The 16387-nt window shown below is 70.3% G+C and carries 19 protein-coding genes; 11 read left to right on the forward strand and 8 right to left on the reverse strand.

Annotated features, from left to right (window positions below):
* Positions 1-392 precede the first annotated feature (392 nt).
* The 4 genes from ACFWYW_RS36805 to ACFWYW_RS36820 all read right to left on the reverse strand — a co-directional run bounded on the left by ACFWYW_RS36805 (position 393) and on the right by ACFWYW_RS36820 (position 3903).
* Entirely contained in the window at positions 393-1154 is a 762-nt protein-coding gene (locus tag ACFWYW_RS36805; RefSeq protein ID WP_379611390.1) for an ABC transporter permease, read from the reverse strand.
* Positions 1151-2041 carry an ABC transporter ATP-binding protein gene (locus ACFWYW_RS36810; protein WP_379611391.1) on the reverse strand — a complete coding sequence of 297 codons (891 nt, stop codon included), beginning with the start codon at positions 2039-2041 and terminating at the stop codon, positions 1151-1153. Before ACFWYW_RS36810 ends, ACFWYW_RS36805 begins: the two co-directional genes overlap by 4 nt.
* Positions 2042-2122: 81 nt before the next feature.
* Positions 2123-2776, reverse strand: coding sequence for a response regulator (locus ACFWYW_RS36815; protein ID WP_379611392.1), 654 nt, complete (start codon positions 2774-2776; stop codon positions 2123-2125).
* Entirely contained in the window at positions 2773-3903 is a 1131-nt protein-coding gene (locus ACFWYW_RS36820) for a sensor histidine kinase (protein ID WP_379611393.1), read from the reverse strand. Before ACFWYW_RS36820 ends, ACFWYW_RS36815 begins: the two co-directional genes overlap by 4 nt.
* A 92-nt stretch (positions 3904-3995) precedes the next feature.
* Here ACFWYW_RS36820 and ACFWYW_RS36825 point away from each other — a divergent pair, with 92 nt between their 5' ends.
* The 10 genes from ACFWYW_RS36825 to ACFWYW_RS36870 all read left to right on the forward strand — a co-directional run bounded on the left by ACFWYW_RS36825 (position 3996) and on the right by ACFWYW_RS36870 (position 12199).
* Positions 3996-5159 carry an acetoin utilization protein AcuC gene (locus ACFWYW_RS36825; protein WP_379611394.1) on the forward strand — a complete coding sequence of 388 codons (1164 nt, stop codon included), beginning with the start codon at positions 3996-3998 and terminating at the stop codon, positions 5157-5159.
* Positions 5160-5166: 7 nt separating this feature from the next.
* Entirely contained in the window at positions 5167-5949 is a 783-nt protein-coding gene (locus ACFWYW_RS36830) for a phosphatase (protein WP_379611395.1), read from the forward strand.
* A 312-nt stretch (positions 5950-6261) separates the two neighbouring features.
* Entirely contained in the window at positions 6262-6465 is a 204-nt protein-coding gene (locus tag ACFWYW_RS36835) for a helix-turn-helix domain-containing protein (protein ID WP_026214222.1), read from the forward strand.
* Positions 6466-6649: 184 nt separating this feature from the next.
* On the forward strand, positions 6650-6748 hold the full coding sequence (locus ACFWYW_RS36840) for a 30S ribosomal protein bS22 (RefSeq protein ID WP_018654693.1): 99 nt from the start codon (positions 6650-6652) through the stop codon (positions 6746-6748).
* Positions 6749-6770: 22 nt separating this feature from the next.
* Positions 6771-7772: an NAD-dependent epimerase/dehydratase family protein gene (locus tag ACFWYW_RS36845; protein WP_379611396.1), complete on the forward strand. Its 1002-nt coding sequence runs from the start codon at positions 6771-6773 to the stop codon at positions 7770-7772.
* Complete coding sequence (locus ACFWYW_RS36850) at positions 7769-8602, forward strand: lysophospholipid acyltransferase family protein (protein ID WP_379611397.1); 834 nt, start codon at positions 7769-7771, stop codon at positions 8600-8602. The genes ACFWYW_RS36845 and ACFWYW_RS36850 overlap by 4 nt, the downstream gene beginning before the upstream one ends.
* A 63-nt stretch (positions 8603-8665) precedes the next feature.
* Entirely contained in the window at positions 8666-9460 is a 795-nt protein-coding gene (locus ACFWYW_RS36855; RefSeq protein WP_379611398.1) for an SDR family NAD(P)-dependent oxidoreductase, read from the forward strand.
* A 59-nt stretch (positions 9461-9519) separates the two neighbouring features.
* Positions 9520-10101, forward strand: a complete 582-nt coding sequence (locus tag ACFWYW_RS36860; RefSeq protein ID WP_379611399.1) for an RNA polymerase sigma factor — start codon at positions 9520-9522, stop codon at positions 10099-10101.
* Between the two features lie 2 nt (positions 10102-10103).
* The gene (locus ACFWYW_RS36865) at positions 10104-11120 is read left to right on the forward strand and encodes an LCP family protein (protein WP_379611401.1); all 1017 of its coding nucleotides are present in this window, start codon (positions 10104-10106) and stop codon (positions 11118-11120) included.
* Positions 11121-11152: 32 nt separating this feature from the next.
* Positions 11153-12199, forward strand: coding sequence for an alpha/beta fold hydrolase (locus tag ACFWYW_RS36870; RefSeq protein ID WP_379611402.1), 1047 nt, complete (start codon positions 11153-11155; stop codon positions 12197-12199).
* On the opposite strand, the gene ACFWYW_RS36875 is transcribed toward ACFWYW_RS36870, so the two are convergent.
* The 3 genes from ACFWYW_RS36875 to ACFWYW_RS36885 all read right to left on the reverse strand — a co-directional run bounded on the left by ACFWYW_RS36875 (position 12173) and on the right by ACFWYW_RS36885 (position 14455).
* Positions 12173-13045: an HAD family hydrolase gene (locus ACFWYW_RS36875; RefSeq protein ID WP_379611403.1), complete on the reverse strand. Its 873-nt coding sequence runs from the start codon at positions 13043-13045 to the stop codon at positions 12173-12175. The genes ACFWYW_RS36870 and ACFWYW_RS36875 overlap by 27 nt on opposite strands.
* Before the next feature lie 10 nt (positions 13046-13055).
* Positions 13056-13754 carry a DUF5667 domain-containing protein gene (locus ACFWYW_RS36880; protein ID WP_379611404.1) on the reverse strand — a complete coding sequence of 233 codons (699 nt, stop codon included), beginning with the start codon at positions 13752-13754 and terminating at the stop codon, positions 13056-13058.
* 62 nt (positions 13755-13816) lie between these two features.
* A complete protein-coding gene (locus tag ACFWYW_RS36885) occupies positions 13817-14455 on the reverse strand; it encodes a sigma-70 family RNA polymerase sigma factor (protein ID WP_379611405.1) in 639 nt (212 codons plus the stop codon).
* A gap of 178 nt (positions 14456-14633) precedes the next feature.
* On the opposite strand from ACFWYW_RS36885, the gene ACFWYW_RS36890 reads away from it, so the two are divergent.
* Complete coding sequence (locus ACFWYW_RS36890) at positions 14634-16118, forward strand: antibiotic biosynthesis monooxygenase (RefSeq protein ID WP_379611406.1); 1485 nt, start codon at positions 14634-14636, stop codon at positions 16116-16118.
* On the opposite strand, the gene ACFWYW_RS36895 is transcribed toward ACFWYW_RS36890, so the two are convergent.
* Positions 16115-16351, reverse strand: coding sequence for a glutaredoxin family protein (locus ACFWYW_RS36895; protein ID WP_379611407.1), 237 nt, complete (start codon positions 16349-16351; stop codon positions 16115-16117). The genes ACFWYW_RS36890 and ACFWYW_RS36895 overlap by 4 nt on opposite strands.
* Between the last annotated feature and the right edge of the window lie 36 nt (positions 16352-16387).

Raw genomic sequence — 16387 nt, forward strand, 5'->3', positions numbered from 1 at the left:
CTGCGCGGGACTGCGCGGGGCTGCGCCGCGCGGGTCGTCCGCCTGCTCATGTGTGTTGCCGCGCCGGCCTCACTCCTGCGGGCCGCTCGCTCCGCTCGCCTCGCCTGCGCGGGGCTGCGCCGCGCGGGTCGTCCGCTCGCCCGCCCGGGTCGCCCTGCCCGTAGGGGATCGGCACCCCCGTCGGGTGTCCCACCGGCTTGCGCATGCGGGTCCATCGCCGGTTCGGGCTGTGGGCCGACCGCCGGTTCGTGTAGGCGGGGTTGGCTCGCTGGTCCCTGAGCTCGTCCGGCCTGAGCAGCGGGTGTGCGAAGGGCTGGTTTGCGCTGTCTGGCCGGGGTTGCGGGTGTGCGAAGGGGCTGGTCTGCGGGTGGGCGAAAAGGGATGGGCGGTGGTTAGGCGTCGCGGCGGTGGAGGAGGGCGGTGCCGGCTGTCAGGATGACGGCCACCCAGATCAGGTACACCGCGAAGCCGGTCCACGGCGGGAGGCCGGCGGCTCGGGGTTCGACCATGGTGAGCTGGAGGCCGGCGTTGGAGGTGAAGTGCTTGGTGACGATCTCCCCGAGCTGCCCCGGCAGCACGGTGGTCAGCTGGGGCAGGACCAGGGTCAGGGTGATGACCGCGACGATGGCGCCGGGGGTGTGGCGGATCAGGGAGCCCAGGGCCAGGCCGAACAGGCCGCTGGCCGCCAGGTAGAGGCCGGCGCCGGTTACCGCGCGCAGCACCTCCGGGGCGGTGATCGAGGTGTCGAGGTCCTTGATGGCCAGGACGCCCTGGCTGACGAAGAAGGCGGTGTACGCGGTCGTCAACCCCACGACCAGCGCGACGATGGTGAAGACGACGGCCTTGCCGTACAGGAAGGTCAGGCGTTGTGGCACGGCCTGCAGCGACGTCCTGATCATCCCGGTGCGGTATTCGCCCGAGATGACCAGCACCCCCAGCGTCGCCATGGCGATGGCGCCGAACGGCAGGGCGACCAGCGCGGTCATCACCGCCTGCGCCGCGGTGCCGGTGGCGCCGGCCGGGGCGTTGGACACGGCGGCCCAGGAGATGAGCCCGCCGAGGCCGACCATCATCACGAAGCCCGCGATCAGCGTCCACACCGTGGAGCGCAGCGAACGCAGCTTGGTCCATTCGGAGCGCATCACGTCGATCATGAGGTGTACTCCAGGCTGTCCTTGGTCAGCTCCATGTAGGCCGCCTCCAGCGTGGGCTGGACGAAGGTCAGCTCCTCCAGCGGCAGGCCGGCGCGTGCGGTGAGCGTGCCGATCTCCAGGGGCTGCATGCCGGTCACCCGCAGGTGGTCGTGGTGGAGTTCGCCCACGTTGAGGAGCTGGGCGACCTCGGCCAGGCGCGGCGAGCGTACCTTGACGAAGCCCTGGGAGCTGCGGCCGATGAAGTCGGCCACGCTGGTGTCGGCGATCAGCTCGCCCTTGCCGATCACGATGAGGTGGTCGGCCGTCTGGGCCATCTCGCTCATCAGGTGGCTGGAGACGAAGACCGTGCGGCCCTCCGCGGCCAGTTTGCGCATGAAGGTACGGATCCACAGGATGCCATCCGGGTCGAGCCCGTTGACCGGTTCGTCGAACAGCAGGATCTCCGGGTCGCCGAGCAGCGCCGCGGCGATGCCGAGCCGCTGTGACATGCCCAGTGAGAACCCGCCGATCCGCCGCTTGGCCACCTGGCTGAGGCCGACGCTCTCCAGGACCTGCTCGACCCGCGCGGCGGGCAGTCCGTTGCTCTGGGCGATGGCCAGCAGGTGGTTGCGCGCGCTGCGCCCGCCGTGCACCGCCTTGGCGTCGAGGAGCGCGCCGATCTTGCGGAGCGGGTGCTTGAGCTTCTGGTACGGCAGGCCGTCCACCACCACGGAGCCCCCGCTGGGATGGTCGAGCCCGAGGATCATGCGCATCGTGGTCGACTTGCCCGCCCCGTTGGGGCCGAGGAAGCCGGTCACCTGGCCGGGCTCCACGGTGAACGAAAGGCCGGAGACCGCGGTGGTCTGCCCATAGCGTTTGGTCAGGCCCGTGGCCTTGATGGAGGTCATGGATTCAAGGGTGCCGGGGAGATCGGCGGGGGGCTTCCTGCCGGAGGACCGTTCGGGTCGGCGGGAGGTAGGAGCCTGCTCCTACTCCCCGGGGCTGACCAGGCCCGCCTCGTAGGCGAGGATGACGGCCTGCGCCCGGTCGCGTACCCCCGTCTTGCCGAACAGGCTCGTCACGTGGTTCTTGATCGTGGACGGCGAGACGCTCAGCCGGTCGGCGATCTCGGAGTTGGAGCGGCCCTTGGCGATGAGCACGAGTACCTCGCGTTCGCGGTCGGTCAGCTCGGGCAGCGCGGCGGGCTCCCGGCGGGGGCGGGCGGCGCGGACGAACGTGCCGATCAGCCGGGTGAGCAGCCGGGGCGCGACGGCGGACTCGCCGCGGTGGACGACGCGTACGCCCTCGACGAGCTCCTCGGGCGAGATGTCCTTGGGCAGGAATCCGCCGGCGCCGGCGCGGAGGGCGGCGACGACGTTCTCGTCGAGGTCGAAGGTGCTGAGCGCGAGGACCCTCGTCGCCGGGAGCTCGGCGGAGATCAGCCCGGTGGCGGTCACGCCGTCCATGACGGGCATGTGCAGGTCCATGAGCACGACGTCGGGCCGGAGCTCGCGGGTACGCGCGAGCGCCTCCTGGCCGTCGCCCGCCTCGGCGACGACCTCGATGTCGGGCTGGGCGTTCAGCATGAGCTTGAAGCCCGTGCGCACGAGCGCCTGGTCGTCGACCAGCAACACCCTGATCATGTGGTCTCCAGCGGCAGCAGCGCGTACACCCGGAACCCCCCTCGCGCGCGGGGCCCGGTCTCCAGGCGACCGCCACACAGTGCCACACGTTCGGCCATGCCGCCCAATCCGAACCCGGACCCGCCGCCCACGGTCCTGACCGGCGAGCCGTCGTCGAGCACCTCGACCTCGACGGCCCGGCTGAGGTAGGCGACCCTGACGCCGGCCCGCGAGCCGGGGGCGTGCTTGCGGGAGTTGGTGAGCGCCTCCTGGACGACCCGGTAGACCGCGTGGTCGACGGCGGTGGGCAGCGGCACCGGCTCGCCGTCCACGCGCAGCGAGGCGTTGCCCGACTGTTCGACCAGCTCCGGCAGGCGGGAGGCGCCCACGCCGGTGGCGGCGTCCGGGCCGTCGGCGGTGTCGGCCCGCAGGACCTGCAGCAACTGGCGCATCTCCGACAGCGCCTGGCGGGCGCTGCTCTCGGCGGCCTCCAGGGCCTCGCGGGCCGGGGCCGACTCGGGCGGCAGCACCGTGCGGGCGCCGCCGACGAGCGCGTTGATCACGCTCAGGTGGTGGGCGACGACGTCGTGGAGCTCGCGGGCGATACGGCGCCGCTCGCCGTGGATCGCCTCGTCGCGCATCTCCCGCTGCCTGCGCTCCTTCAGCTCGCGGCGCAGCCGTACGAACTGGCCCAGGCCGAGCCCCAGGAACGGGCCGGCGAAACCGGTCAAGGTGGGCGCGATGGCGGAGGCGGCCATGGCGGGGTCGTACTGGGTGATCAGGCCCGAGATCGAGTAGGCCGTGCCCGCGGCCAGCCCGGTGAGCAGCACGCTCTTGCCGGCGCGATGGCGGCCCACGGTGTAGAGCGCGATCAGCGACGTGATCCCGAGGAAGACGCCGGACTCGATGAGGACCGGGACCGCGGCGTCCAGCCCGAGCACGAACCCGGCCACCGTGAGGGGGTAACGCCGCCGCCACACCAGCGGCAGGACGCTGGCCAGCAGCAGAAGCGGCGCGACCCGGTCGACCTGCGGGAGCGAGTACGCCACCCCCACCGCGAACAGGCTGCCGATCACGAGCGGGGAGACCAGCGCGACGTCCTGGACCCACGGGTTGCGCGCGAAGCGGTGCAGCCGGGGGAAGCGCATGCCGCGGAGGATACCTCGCGATTTCCGGATCATGACGATGGGCGGTGGCGTGCGCCTGCGGTAACGTCGGCGAAAGGCTAGGAGGGAGACTCATGTCTGGTGCGGCGAGGGTGATCTGGGACGATGCCCTGACCTCCTACGACTTCGGCCCTGATCATCCGCTGGCGCCCGTCAGGGTCGAACTGACGATGGCGCTCGCCCGCGACCTGGGCGTGCTGGAGCGGGTCGAGCTCGCGGGCTGCGCCCCGGCCACCGAAGACGAGCTGGCGCTGGTGCACAAGCGCGGCTACATCGAGGCGGTCAAGCGCGTCTCGGTCGCGGGCCTGCCCGACGTCTCCGCCGGGCTGGGCACCTCGGACAACCCGGCCTTCGCGGGGGTGCACGAGGCCTCCGCGCTGATCGCCGGCGCCACCCTGGCCGCCGCCCGCGCGGTCTTCGACGGTACGGCGGAGCACGCGCTCAACGTCGCCGGCGGCCTGCACCACGCCATGGCGGCCACGGCCAGCGGCTTCTGCGTCTACAACGACCCGGCCGTGGCGATCGCCTGGCTGCTGTCCAAGGGCGTCAAGAAGATCGCCTACGTCGACGTGGACGTGCATCACGGCGACGGCGTGCAGGCGATGTTCTACGACGACCCGCGGGTCCTGACGATCAGCCTGCACGAGAGCCCGCGCACGTTGTTCCCCGGCACCGGCTGGCCGGAGGAGACCGGCGCGGAGGGCAGCGCGGTGAACGTGGCGCTGCCGGCCGGCTGCGGCGACGGCGGCTGGCTGCGCGCCTTCGACGCGGTGGTGCCGCCGCTGCTGCGCGAGTTCCGGCCGGAGGTCCTGGTGACGCAGCACGGCTGCGACAGCCACGCCCTGGACCCGCTGGCCAACCTGATGCTCAGCCTGGACGGCCAGCGCGCGGCGTACGAGGCCCTGCACCGGCTGGCGCACGAGACGGCGGGCGGCAAGTGGATCGCGACGGGGGGCGGCGGCTACGAGCTGGTCCAGGTGGTGCCCCGGGCCTGGACGCACCTCATGGCCGAGGCGTCGGGCAGCCCGGTCGACCCGGCGACCAGAACACCCGAGTCCTGGCAGCGTTTCGTCCGCGAGCGCACCGGTGAGACACCCCCGCTGACCATGACGGACGGCCGGAGCCCGGAATTTCGTGACCTTTCCGGTGGTTATGATCCTGCGGATCCCATCGACCGTGCGATCATGGCGACGCGTAACGCGGTGTTCCCTCTGCACGGCATCGACCCGCTGCCCTAGGAGAGCTGTGCAGACCCGCGACGAACTCCGCGAGCACCTGGTTCGCACGCGCATCGCCGGCGACGTCGCGACCCCTCGCGAGAACAACCTCGACCACTACAGCTCCCTGGCCAACCGCGACCCGCACTACACGCTGGGCCTGACCGTCTCGCAGCCGTGGTCCTACCGCGACATCCTGGAACTCATGGCCAAGTCCGCGGGCGTGGTGGCCGACGCCAAGCACCGTTCCGGGCAGGACACCATCGATCCCGAGCGGACGATCGACGCCCTGGACGCCATGGCCGACCGGATCGCCGCCGCGTTGTCGCGGCCCTCGCCCCGGCTGCTGTTCGCCACGGGGCATCCGACGGGGCTGCTGGCCGTACACCTGCCGCTGGCGCGGTTCGCGGCCGAGCGCGGCGCGCGGCTGCTGACGCCCGCCGAGGGCTGGACCTACTGGGGCCAGGGCTTCGGCCGCAAGCGCAAGATCCGCTACCTGCAGGACGTCGCGATGCTCGACGACCGCGGCGGATTCGTGCACAGCCACGACCCCGCGCCGATGGTCGCGATGATCGCGGAGATGGGCGAGGAGCGCCCCGACCTGGTCGTCGCCGACCACGGATGGGCCGGCGCGGCGGGCGAGGCGGGCATCCCGACCGTGGGTTTCGCCGACAGCAACGACCCCGCCCTGTTCGTGGGCGAGGCCGAGGGCAAGATCGATGTGGTCGTCCCGCTCGATGACAACGTGCTTCCGCGCTATTACACACCGTTGACGGACCATCTGGTCACACGGGTCTCACGAGCCCTTTGAGTCGAATTCGGTCATCCCCATACCGTCTTTTCGCGCCTGCATTCCAAGAGGCTCGTCGTCCCTTTGCCAACTTTTGATGGGCCTGGGGCGACTCTTATGTGTACGAAGTTGGACAGTTCCAACGTCCTGGCGAGGTGCTCTGCCCGGCTGCTGGCCAGCGACTTTGCTGGTTTGGCTGACAGGTGGCTCCGCGAGCTGAGAAAATAGGGGGTTTGCGCACTCGGAGTCCCGACTTACGCTGACGGCAGTACACGTGCGTGAGCAATGGCACCAGTGGGGATAACCCGGAAACACGTGCGGAAGAGGCGTCCGATGGGTGCAGGCGAAAGACCTCTCAGCGAGGTGAAGTTCCTGACGGTGGCAGAAGTGGCCACGGTCATGCGAGTGTCCAAGATGACGGTGTACCGGCTGGTGCACTCGGGCGAACTGCCGGCCATTCGCGTCGGCCGCTCGTTCAGGGTGCCTGAGCAGGCGGTACACGACTATCTGCGAGAGGCCTACATCGAGGCCGGATGAGAGTTGGAGTAGCGGCGCGTTCGTACTCTCGCCGTGAATACACGCCGTGGGACAGGGCCCGGTCGCACGAACGCGGCCGGGCTCCCACCCCCGAGGGGCGATCTACCACCGATCGCCGGTAGTCTGTGAGCCGGCGTGCGCTCGCACGTCGATTCAGACTTGCTATCAGTTAACTGGGGGTCCCGTGGGCTCTGTGATCAAGAAGCGCCGCAAGCGGATGGCCAAGAAGAAGCACCGCAAGCTGCTCAAGAAGACGCGCATCCAGCGGCGTAACAAGAAGTAGTAGACGCTGTTGTGAGGCGCTGATGACCCGCACCGTGCTCGTCACCGGGGTCTCGCGCCACATCGGCGCCCGGGTGGCGAGCGTCCTGGCGGCCGACCCGGACATCAGCCGCGTCATCGGAGTCGACACCGTCCCGCCCTTGTCGCCGGCGCTTCCCTCGCTGACGCGAGACGGCGGCGGCTCCCTCGGCCGGACGGAGTTCGTCCGGGTGGATCTGCGCAGCCCCGACATCGCCCAGGTGATCGCGGCCGCGGACATCGACACCGTTGTGCACATGAGCCTGGTCAGCGCTCCTTCGCGGAGCACGGGCCGGGCGCTGATGAAAGAGCACAACGTCATCGGCACCATGCAGCTGCTCGGTGCCTGCCAGCGGTCGGCGACCGTGCGCCGCGTGGTGGTCCGTTCCACCACTGCGGTCTACGGCTCGTCGCCGAAGGATCCGGCGGTCTTCGACGAGGACGTGGAGCCGCACGACGGCCCCGGTCACGGCTATGCCAAGGACGCGGCCGAGGTCGAGGGCTACGTGCGCGGGTTCGCCCGCCGGCGTCCCGACGTGACCGTCTCCATGCTGCGCTTCGCCAACTTCATGGGTCCCGGCGTCGACTCGCCGGTCACCCGCTATTTCGCCCAGCCGGTCCTGCCGACGGTGTTCGGCTTCGACCCTCGCCTGCAGTTCGTCCATGAGGACGACGCGGTCGAGGTGCTGCGGCGGATGGCCACGGAAGACCACCCCGGCACGTACAACGTGGCCGGGGCGGGCGTGCTCCTGCTCTCACAGTGTGTACGCCGCGCCGGCCGGCTCTCGCTGCCACTCTTCTCACCCGCCTTCCGCGTGATGGGCGAGATGGCCAGGCGCGCCGGGCTGGTCGAGTTCTCACCCGAGCAACTCCGGCTGATGAGCCACGGCAGGGCCGTCGACCCAGCCAAGCTCGCCGCCGAGCTCGGCTGGAAGCCCAAGTTCACCACCGCGGCGGCCTTCGACGACTTTCTCCGCTCGCGCGGGCTTGGAGCCATGCTGACATGAGCGAGCCCGATCGGCTGGCCGAGATTCTGGCCTTCCTGCGCAGGCGGCTCAACGGAGAGTACGAGGTCGACGAGTTCGGCTACGACCCCGAGCTGACCGACAAGGTCCTGCTCGAACTCCTGCGGCCGATCTACCACCGCTGGTTCCGGGTGGAGACCGTCGGCGTCAAGAACGTTCCCGAGGGCGGCGGCGCCCTCGTCGTGGCCAACCACTCCGGCACGCTGCCCGTCGACGCGCTCATGACCCAGGTCGCGCTGCACGACGAGGCCGGGCGGGCGCTGCGGCTGCTCGGCGCCGACCTCGTCTACCAGCTCCCGGTGCTCGGCCACCTGTCGCGCAAGTCCGGCCACACGCTGGCCTGCCGCGAGGACGCCGACCGCATGCTGCGCAAGGGCGAGCTGGTCGGGGTCTTCCCCGAGGGCTACAAGGGGCTCGGCAAGCCGTACGCCGACCGGTACAAGCTCCAGCGCTTCGGCAGGGGCGGCTTCGTCGCCTCCGCGATCCGGGCCGGGGTGCCGATCGTGCCCACCGCGATCGTGGGCGCCGAGGAGATCTATCCCAAGCTCGGCGACATGAAGACGCTGGCCAGGGCGCTCGGCCTGCCGTACCTGCCGATCACCCCGCTCTTCCCGTGGCTGGGGCCGCTGGGGTTGTTGCCGCTGCCGTCCAAGTGGATGATCGAGTTCGGCGAGCCCATCCGCACCGACGAGTACGAGCCGGGCGCGGCCGACGACCCGATGCTCGTGTTCAACCTCACCGACCACGTGCGCGAGGTCATCCAGCAGATGCTCAACGAGCTGCGCCTGAGAAGAGGTCACGCCTTCGTCTGAGAAGGCTGCAACCGATCAGGCCCGGCGGGTGTTCACGAGGCGTAAACCAAGAAAGGAACCCTCGTGGACCTGCAGCTTTCCGGCCGTGTGGCCGTTGTCACCGGCGCTTCCAAGGGCATCGGCCTGGCCGTCGCCCGCACTCTTGCCGAGGAGGGCGCCCATGTCGTGGCGGCCTCGCGTACCCGCACCTCGGAGCTTCCGCCCGAGGTCGTGCACGTGCCCGTGGACCTCATGGACCCGCAGGCGCCCGCGCACGTGATCGCCACCGCCGCCGAGCGGTTCGGCGGGCTCGACATCCTGGTCAACAACGCCGGAGGGCCGCCGCCCGGCGTGACCCTGCCGCGCTTCGGCTTCCTCTCGCCCGGGGACGACGACTGGCGGGCGATGTTCGAGTTCAACCTCTACTCGGCGGTGCGGGCGATGCGCGCGGCCGTACCTCTGATGCTGGAGCGCGGCGGCGGCTCGATCGTCAACGTCTCCTCGGGCGGCGCGCGGCAGCCCGCGCCGATGAACGTCGACTACAACGCCGCCAAGGCGGCGCTGAACTCGGTGGGCAAGGCCCTGTCCGAGGAGTACGGCCCGCAGGGCATCCGGGTCAACACCGTCTCGCCCGGCCCGACCCTGACCGCCTGGTGGACCAAGGAGGGCGGCGCGGCCGAGGTGCTGGCCGGGGCGACCGGCGGCGACACCGCGACCGTCATCGAGCGGACCGCGCCTGAGATGATGCGGCTGGCCACCGGACGCCTGGTGGAGCCGCAGGAGATCGCCGACGCCGTCGCGCTGCTGGTCTCGCCGCGCTCCGCGAGCACGACCGGCGCCGACTTCGTGATCGACGGAGGCTTCCTCAAGGAGCTGTGAACCGGATGGGCGGGTTGCGGCAAGACATCCCTGACTGATTCCCCCACAGAAGGGCGGAGATGATCACGCAACCCGCCACCAGGGCCGCTGACGCAGAGCTCGTCAGCGCGTCCTGGACCGATCCGGAGGCGTTCGCCGAACTGTTCGACCGCTACTCCGGCATGCTCTACAGGTACGTCGTGAAGCGGCTGGGCCCCGAGCCCGCCGAGGACCTGGTGGGCGAGACGTTTCTGGTGGCCTTCTCCCGCAGGAGGAGCTACGACACGGGCTACTCCGACGCCCGGCCCTGGTTGTTCGGAATCCTGACCAAACTCATCTCGCGCCACCACCGCGGCGAGGCGGCCCGCTACCGCGCCATGCAGCGCGCGCCGCTCGACGGCGACGTGGAGTCCCCGGCCGACCGCGTGGCGGCCGGGGTCACCGCGCAGGCGGCCAGGCCCGAGCTGGCCGCGGCCCTGGCCGGCCTGCCCGCCAAGGACCGCGACGTCCTTCTGCTCATCGCGTGGGGCGATCTGACCTACGACGAGGTCGCACGGGCGCTCGACATCCCGATCGGCACCGTGCGCTCCCGCCTCAACCGGGGCAGGCGGAAGGTACGCGCGGCCCTCGGCGACACCAACCCGATGATCGAGGAGGAGTGACGATGGACGATCTGAAGTTGCTCCGTGACTTCGGCAGGGAGCTGGAGCAGGAGCCGCCGGCCACGCTGGTCCGCCAGCGCCGCCGGTACATGGAGACAGCGCCCAGGCGGCGCCTCCGTACCGGCTGGGCGATGATGGGCGCGGTGGCCGTGGCGACCGCGGTGGCCGTCGCGGTGCCCACGCTGCTGCTGGGCAACCGGGACCGGGAATCGCCGGTGGGGTCGGGGGACCGGCCGGTGAACGTCTCCGGCGTCCAGAACATCCTGCTCATCGGCTCCGACACCCGCCAGGGCGAGGGGAACGAGCAGTACGGCCCGTTGGAGGCGCGGACGGGGTCCAAGGCGCGGGCCGACACGATCGCGCTCGTGCACCTGCCCGCCGACCGGGGCAAGCCGATGGTGGTGAGCATTCCGCGCGACTCGATGGTGGAGATCCCCGCGTGCGGCGACTCTCGCGCGCACCGGGGCATGATCAACAGTGCCTACACCACGGGCGGCGTCGACTGCCTGGTCAAGACACTGGAGAAGCTGACCGACGTCCGAGTGGACCGCTACGCAGAAGTGGATTTTTCGGGATTCAAGAAGGTCGTTGACGCGCTCGGCGGCGTCGAGCTGACGATCAAGAAGCCCGTCAACGACCGGAAGTCGAAGCTGACACTGCCCAGCGGGCGGAGCGTGCTCACCGGCGAGCAGGCGCTCGGCTACTTCCGGCTGCGCGACTACGGCGACGGCTCCGACATCATGCGCATCAAGCGCCAGCAGAGCCTGCTCTACGCGATGCTGGCGAAGGCGAAGACCGCCCTGGTCACCGACCCGGCCGGGTTCCGCGAGTTCCTGGGCGCCGTGACGGCGGCCACCACGTCAGACCTCAACGTCGAGGAGCTGTACCAGCTCGCCGTCGACCTGCGGCAGAGCAAGCCGAGGTTCCTGACCGTCCCCTGGGCGCCCGACCCCGACGACCCCAACCGCCTGACCTGGAAGCAGCCCGAGGCCCAGGAGCTCTTCGCGAAGCTCCGATAGTCTTATTAGACAAAAAGTCCTATAGTCGCGGCATGCGGTACAAGGTGCTCGTGACCGGGCTGCTCCTCGGCGTCGCCGTGGGACTCGTCGCCCGGAAGAGGTCCAGCGAGACGCTCGGCGGTCGGCACGGCCGCCGGCTGCCCGTCGAGACGGACGACGGCGCCGTCATCGACGTCGACGTCAGGGAGTCCGGCACGCCCGCCTACGCCGTGGTCTTCGCCCACGGCTGGGTGCTCAACCGCGACAGCTGGCACTACCAGCGGGAGGCGCTGAGCGGAGGAGCTCGGGGGGAGAGAGCGACGAAGGAGCCAACGAGCCCCGAAGCGGCCGCGACCATGAACACGTCCGATGAGGCCATGCTGGTCGGTTACGACCAGCGCGGGCACGGGGTCTCCACGGCCGGTCCGGCGGGTCCCTGCTCGATAGAACGGCTGGCCGCCGACCTGGAGGCCGTGATCGACGCGGCGGTCCCGCCCGGCCTGCCGATCGTTCTGGTCGGCCACTCCATGGGCGGCATGACCATCATGGGCCTGGCCGCCCGCCGGCCCGAACTGTTCGGCGATCGGGTCGTCGCCGTGGCGCTCATCAGTACCTCGTCGGGAAGGCTGGCGGAGGGGCTCGCAGGCAGAACCGCCCCCGTGCTGCTTAACCGGCTGAAGGCCAGGGCGGCGCTCATCGACGCCAGCCCGGCGCTCCTGCGCGCCGGGACCAACTGGCCGGTCACCCGGCTGGCCGCCTTCGGGCCGAAGGCGCGCGGCCACCACGTGCGCTTCGTCAACAGGATGGTCGCCGCGACGCCCACCGAGGTCATGGTCGGCTACTTCCACGCCATCCTGGCCCACGACAAGCTCGCCGCCCTCCAGGCGCTGAGCCGGGTCGAGACGCTGGTCATGGTGGGCGAGCGGGACCGGCTCACCACGCCCGCGCACGCCCGCAGGATCGCCGCCGCGCTGCCGGACGCCACGCTGGTGGTCGCGCCCGGCGCCGGTCACATGCTGGGGCTGGAACGTCCGGAACTGGTCAACGCCGCGCTGAAGGCCCTGATCCGGCGCTCACTTGGACCGGTAGTGGCGGCGTAGCGCGATCCCGGCCGCGATGCCGCCCGCGACGGCGCCCAGGCCCGCCGCTATCGGCAGCGCGGCCATTGTGGCCTTCCTGCCGGTGCGGAAGTCCTTGATCGGCCAGCCGTGCTTCCTGGCGTGCTCGCGCAGCTCGGAGTCGGGGTTGATGGCCACCGCGTGCCCGACCAGCGACAGCAGCGGCAGGTCGTTGGCCGAGTCGCTGTAGGCGGTGCAGCGGGTCAGGTCGAGCCCTTCCCTGCGGGCCAGCGCGCGCACCGCCTCCGCCTTGGCCGGGCCGTGCAGCAGGTCGCCCACCAGGTGGCCGGTGTAGACGCCGTCCCTGGTCTCGGAGACCGTGCCGAGCGCGCCGGTGAGGCCGAGGCGCTGGGCGATCACGTGGGCCAGTTCGACCGGGGTGGCGGTCACCAGCCAGACCCGCTGGCCGGTGTCCAGGTGCGACTGTGCCAGCGCCCTGGTGCCCGCCCAGATGCGGTCGGCCATGACCTCGTCGTAGATCTCCTCGCCGAGCCGTACGACGTCGTCGACCTTGCTGCCGGCGACGAAGGCCAGGGCGGTCTCGCGGGCGACCGCGATGTGCTCGGGGTTCTCGTTGCCGCGCAGCCGGAACGCGGCCTGTCCGACCGCGAACTTCAGCAGGTCGGAGGTGGTGAACAGGCCACGCGTGGCCAGGCCTCTGGCGAAGTGGTAGATCGAGGCGCCGCGCATCATCGTGTTGTCGACGTCGAAGAACGCGGCGGCCTCCGGGTCGGGATCGGCAGGTTGGGTCACGACCGCCGCCGCGGCGGCGACCTCGCCGGCGACCTGGGCTTCCGTCTCGTGTCGTCGTCGAAGTAGCCGCCTCATGGACAGCAGCTTACCTAGGCACCGCAAGGCCTTCGATGTAGTGCAAATACGTACTCGCCTGGTCCTGCTCGGGGCCGTTGAGCTGCTCCAGCATGGGCTCGACCATGTCGCGCTGGTCCTGGGCGAAACTGTTGAGCTTGGGGGAGCGCGGCTCGACCCGCTCCATCCGCTTGATGGCCGATTTTGTGGATTCGGCCATGTCACTCAGAGTAGCCGAGACGAGGGGCCCGTCACCGGAGCCGCCGAGCAGCACGGCCACCTCGGCGGCGCGTTCCTTGGCCGAGACCATCTCGCGCTCGGCCCGCTCCCTGTCGTCGGTGCTGAGCCGGACGAGCGTGTGCTCCGCCGCCCGCTTGAGCGGGTAGAGCGTGTCGCCGGGCACCGACTGGTAGGTGAAGAAGGCCGACACCATCATGCCCGCGGCCAGGCCGAGCGTCGCGAGCTGCGACGGCCACGACAACCGCACCCTCCTGGTACGCCTGGCGTGCCGGGCCCTGCCAGGCGGCGCCTTGGCCTCTGGCACGGCGGGTGCGGCGGCATCGGCGTCGGCGTCGGCCGAGATCAGCCGTGTTCTCAGCCGCTCACGGAAATCGCCGTCCGGCCCGCCGCCCTGAGGCAGACTGCGCAGCTCGTCCAGATGGCCGAGAAGCCGCTCGTGCGACCCTTGCGTGGCTCCGAACGGCCATCGGCTAGGTCGCGCCCTACCCATGACTGCTCCCTGTGGCCCCCGTCCGGTGTGACACCTGCCTAACGAGGCGCCGCGTGCGGAGGTTACGCGAGGTCGTGCTTGAGAGCCCTGGCCAGCGCCCGGATCGCACGGAACTGCAGGGCTTTGATCGCTCCACTCTTCTTCCCCATGATCAACGCGGTCTCCGCGAGAGACAGGCCGTGCAGGAAGCGCAGGACCACGCACTCCTGCTGCTCGGGATTGAGGTCTCGGACGGCGCGCAGGACGCGGTCGTTGATGATGGCCGTGACCACCGCGTTCTCCGGGATGTAAGCCCCGTCGAGCGGTACGTCGAGCACCTCGCCGGTAGTGATCTCCAGACGGTAGCGCCCGGATTTGAAGTGGTCGGTGACGAGGTTGCGGGCGATCGTCACCAGCCAGGCGCCGAAGTCGCGGCCCTGCCAGGTGAAGTCCGCCACACGACGGAGGGCACGTAAGAATGTCTCTGAGGTGAGGTCCTCGGCCAGGGGGTGAGAGCCCACGCGGAAGTAGATGTAGCGGTAGACAAGATCAACGTAGCGGTCATAGAGCGTGCCAAAGGCTTCCGTGTCGCCGGTCTTCGCCCGCAACACGAGCGTACGCACGTCATCTGGGATCTCTTCGCGCACGGCAAGCTCGCTCGACCGGGTGTTGCCAGCGACCGCTGGCGACAGAAGCCCGGCGAACGGCCACGAGTCAGGCATCCGGTGTCCCTGGGGGTAAGGGCTGCGGCGTGCTCGAACACTCTAGAAATCAACCGGAAATTCCACAATCCGCTTCAGGGTGGCGTCACTAGCCGTAATCGGCGGATACGGTGTGGACCGACCCGTTCCCTCTTCGGCTACCGGCTGGGAGGCATCGTCCGGCAGCATTGGAGTCACCATGGAGATCCTTGTTGCTGTCATCGCGTTCGCGGGCGCGCTCCTCGCCGCGATCGCAACCGGTGCCCTGATCCGTAGTCTTCGCGAGGAGCGCGAAGGGTGGCTCATCGCCTGGACGGTCGCCACGGCGATGCTCTGCATCGCGCTGGGTGCGATCGGCACGGGCTACCTTATCGGCTTCGGCGAGGGCACGTTCAGGATCTACCAACTGGCCGGATCCTTGATCGCCCCGCTGTGGATGGCGATCGGCCTCATCCAGTTGCTGGCGGAGAAGACGCCGCCGAAGTTCGTCGCCTGGCTGTTCGGGATCGCGTTCACGATCGTCAGCTCGGTGGTGATCGTCTTCGACCCCGTGCTCAAGGCCACGGAGATGGCCAAGGCGCTGCCGCCCGGCTCGTCCCACTGGGGGCTGATCGCCGGCTCCGTCCTGGTCGGCGCGCACGTGATCGACGCGCTCATCCTGCTCGGCTGCGTGGTGGTCGCCGCCCTGCGCTGGCGCAACGGCGACGACTACGACACCGACAACCTGCACGCCGCCGCCGTCATCGCGCCCTCGGCGCTGGCCCTGATCGGCGCGGTGCGCTTCGCCGTGCCCGGCGTCTTCACCACCGCGCTGCTCGTGGTGGCCGCCGCGGCGATCTGGTACGCCGTGCTGCGCCCGCTCGCGCCGTACGAGGACGAGGAGGACGACATCAAGAGCGAGAGCTGGGAACCCGCCCCGACCGGCCGCAGAGCCATGCCTGAGCGCACGCCCGCCCGCATGGAGGCGCAGGCGCCGCTGGAGCCCCCGCGGCCCCGGCCCTCGGGCCTGAGCGACCTCGTCGCCGAGTACCGCGCGGGCGACCAGGACGTGGGCTTCGGCGCCCGCATGGAACCGGGCCCGGCGACCGGCCACATCAACCCGGCGAACCCGATGAACCCGGCGAACCCGGCGAACCCGATGAACCCGATGAACCCCGCGCCCGCGATGGACCCGGGCCCCTCGACCGGCTACATCATGAACGGCGGCCCGGAGCAGGCGTTCGGCCGCCACAGCGGCGGCCCGCCCCAGCCCCAGCAGCCGGACAGCTACAACATGCCGAACACCGGCGTCGTCTACCCGGGCGCCGAGGTGTTCCAGCCCAGCGCGCCCCAGCCGGCCGTCGGCGGGCGCCCCTCGCCCAGCATCTACGGCCTGCTGACCGTCTTCACGCTGATGGACGGATCCGGCGACATGTTCGACCGCCTGGCCGACCAGACCGTCGAGGCCGTGCGCCGGGGCGAGCCCGACACGCTCGTCTACGCCTGCCACGCGGTGAAGTCCGCGCCCCTGCAGCGCATCGTCTACGAGCTCTACCGCGACGAGGTGGCCTTCCAGGACCACCAGCGCCAGCCCCACGTCGAGCGCTTCGTCAACGAGCGCCAGGCCATGGTCCTGGCCACCAACATCATCGAACTCAACGTCAACGCCGCCAAGGTCGTCCCGCTGCCGACGGCGCTCTTCTAACCTCCCAGGGCCGCCCGCAGGCGTTCCTCCGACACGCGCCAGAAGTCGTGCTGCACTCCGTCCACGAGCGTGACCGGAATCATGTCGTTGTACTTTTCCCGGAGCTCAGCGGAGCCGTCGATGTCCACCTCGGTCCACCTGACCCCCAGCTCAGCCGCGACTTTCGCGATGACGGCGCGGGCGTCGTCGCACAGGTGGCAGCCCTGCCGGCCGTACAGAGTGATCTCGTGCATGGGGTCCACGGTAGTGGCGACTTTGTGCGTCGGTTC

Origin of the sequence: Nonomuraea sp. NPDC059023, assembly GCF_042740095.1 — a bacterium.
Lineage (GTDB): Bacteria > Actinomycetota > Actinomycetes > Streptosporangiales > Streptosporangiaceae > Nonomuraea.

What these genes read in the sequence shown, in the direction of transcription:
- ACFWYW_RS36850 (WP_379611397.1), top strand. Translation starts at nt 7,769, where the DNA reads ATGAGCGAGCCCGATCGGCTGGCCGAGATTCTGGCCTTCCTGCGCAGG.
- ACFWYW_RS36870 (WP_379611402.1), top strand. Translation starts at nt 11,153, where the DNA reads ATGCGGTACAAGGTGCTCGTGACCGGGCTGCTCCTCGGCGTCGCCGTG.
- ACFWYW_RS36835 (WP_026214222.1), top strand. Translation starts at nt 6,262, where the DNA reads ATGGGTGCAGGCGAAAGACCTCTCAGCGAGGTGAAGTTCCTGACGGTG.
- ACFWYW_RS36865 (WP_379611401.1), top strand. Translation starts at nt 10,104, where the DNA reads ATGGACGATCTGAAGTTGCTCCGTGACTTCGGCAGGGAGCTGGAGCAG.
- ACFWYW_RS36805 (WP_379611390.1), bottom strand. Translation starts at nt 1,154, where the DNA reads ATGATCGACGTGATGCGCTCCGAATGGACCAAGCTGCGTTCGCTGCGC.
- ACFWYW_RS36875 (WP_379611403.1), bottom strand. Translation starts at nt 13,045, where the DNA reads ATGAGGCGGCTACTTCGACGACGACACGAGACGGAAGCCCAGGTCGCC.
- ACFWYW_RS36815 (WP_379611392.1), bottom strand. Translation starts at nt 2,776, where the DNA reads ATGATCAGGGTGTTGCTGGTCGACGACCAGGCGCTCGTGCGCACGGGC.
- ACFWYW_RS36825 (WP_379611394.1), top strand. Translation starts at nt 3,996, where the DNA reads ATGTCTGGTGCGGCGAGGGTGATCTGGGACGATGCCCTGACCTCCTAC.
- ACFWYW_RS36810 (WP_379611391.1), bottom strand. Translation starts at nt 2,041, where the DNA reads ATGACCTCCATCAAGGCCACGGGCCTGACCAAACGCTATGGGCAGACC.
- ACFWYW_RS36885 (WP_379611405.1), bottom strand. Translation starts at nt 14,455, where the DNA reads ATGCCTGACTCGTGGCCGTTCGCCGGGCTTCTGTCGCCAGCGGTCGCT.
- ACFWYW_RS36895 (WP_379611407.1), bottom strand. Translation starts at nt 16,351, where the DNA reads ATGCACGAGATCACTCTGTACGGCCGGCAGGGCTGCCACCTGTGCGAC.
- ACFWYW_RS36880 (WP_379611404.1), bottom strand. Translation starts at nt 13,754, where the DNA reads ATGGGTAGGGCGCGACCTAGCCGATGGCCGTTCGGAGCCACGCAAGGG.
- ACFWYW_RS36860 (WP_379611399.1), top strand. Translation starts at nt 9,520, where the DNA reads ATGATCACGCAACCCGCCACCAGGGCCGCTGACGCAGAGCTCGTCAGC.
- ACFWYW_RS36820 (WP_379611393.1), bottom strand. Translation starts at nt 3,903, where the DNA reads ATGCGCTTCCCCCGGCTGCACCGCTTCGCGCGCAACCCGTGGGTCCAG.
- ACFWYW_RS36890 (WP_379611406.1), top strand. Translation starts at nt 14,634, where the DNA reads ATGGAGATCCTTGTTGCTGTCATCGCGTTCGCGGGCGCGCTCCTCGCC.
- ACFWYW_RS36845 (WP_379611396.1), top strand. Translation starts at nt 6,771, where the DNA reads ATGACCCGCACCGTGCTCGTCACCGGGGTCTCGCGCCACATCGGCGCC.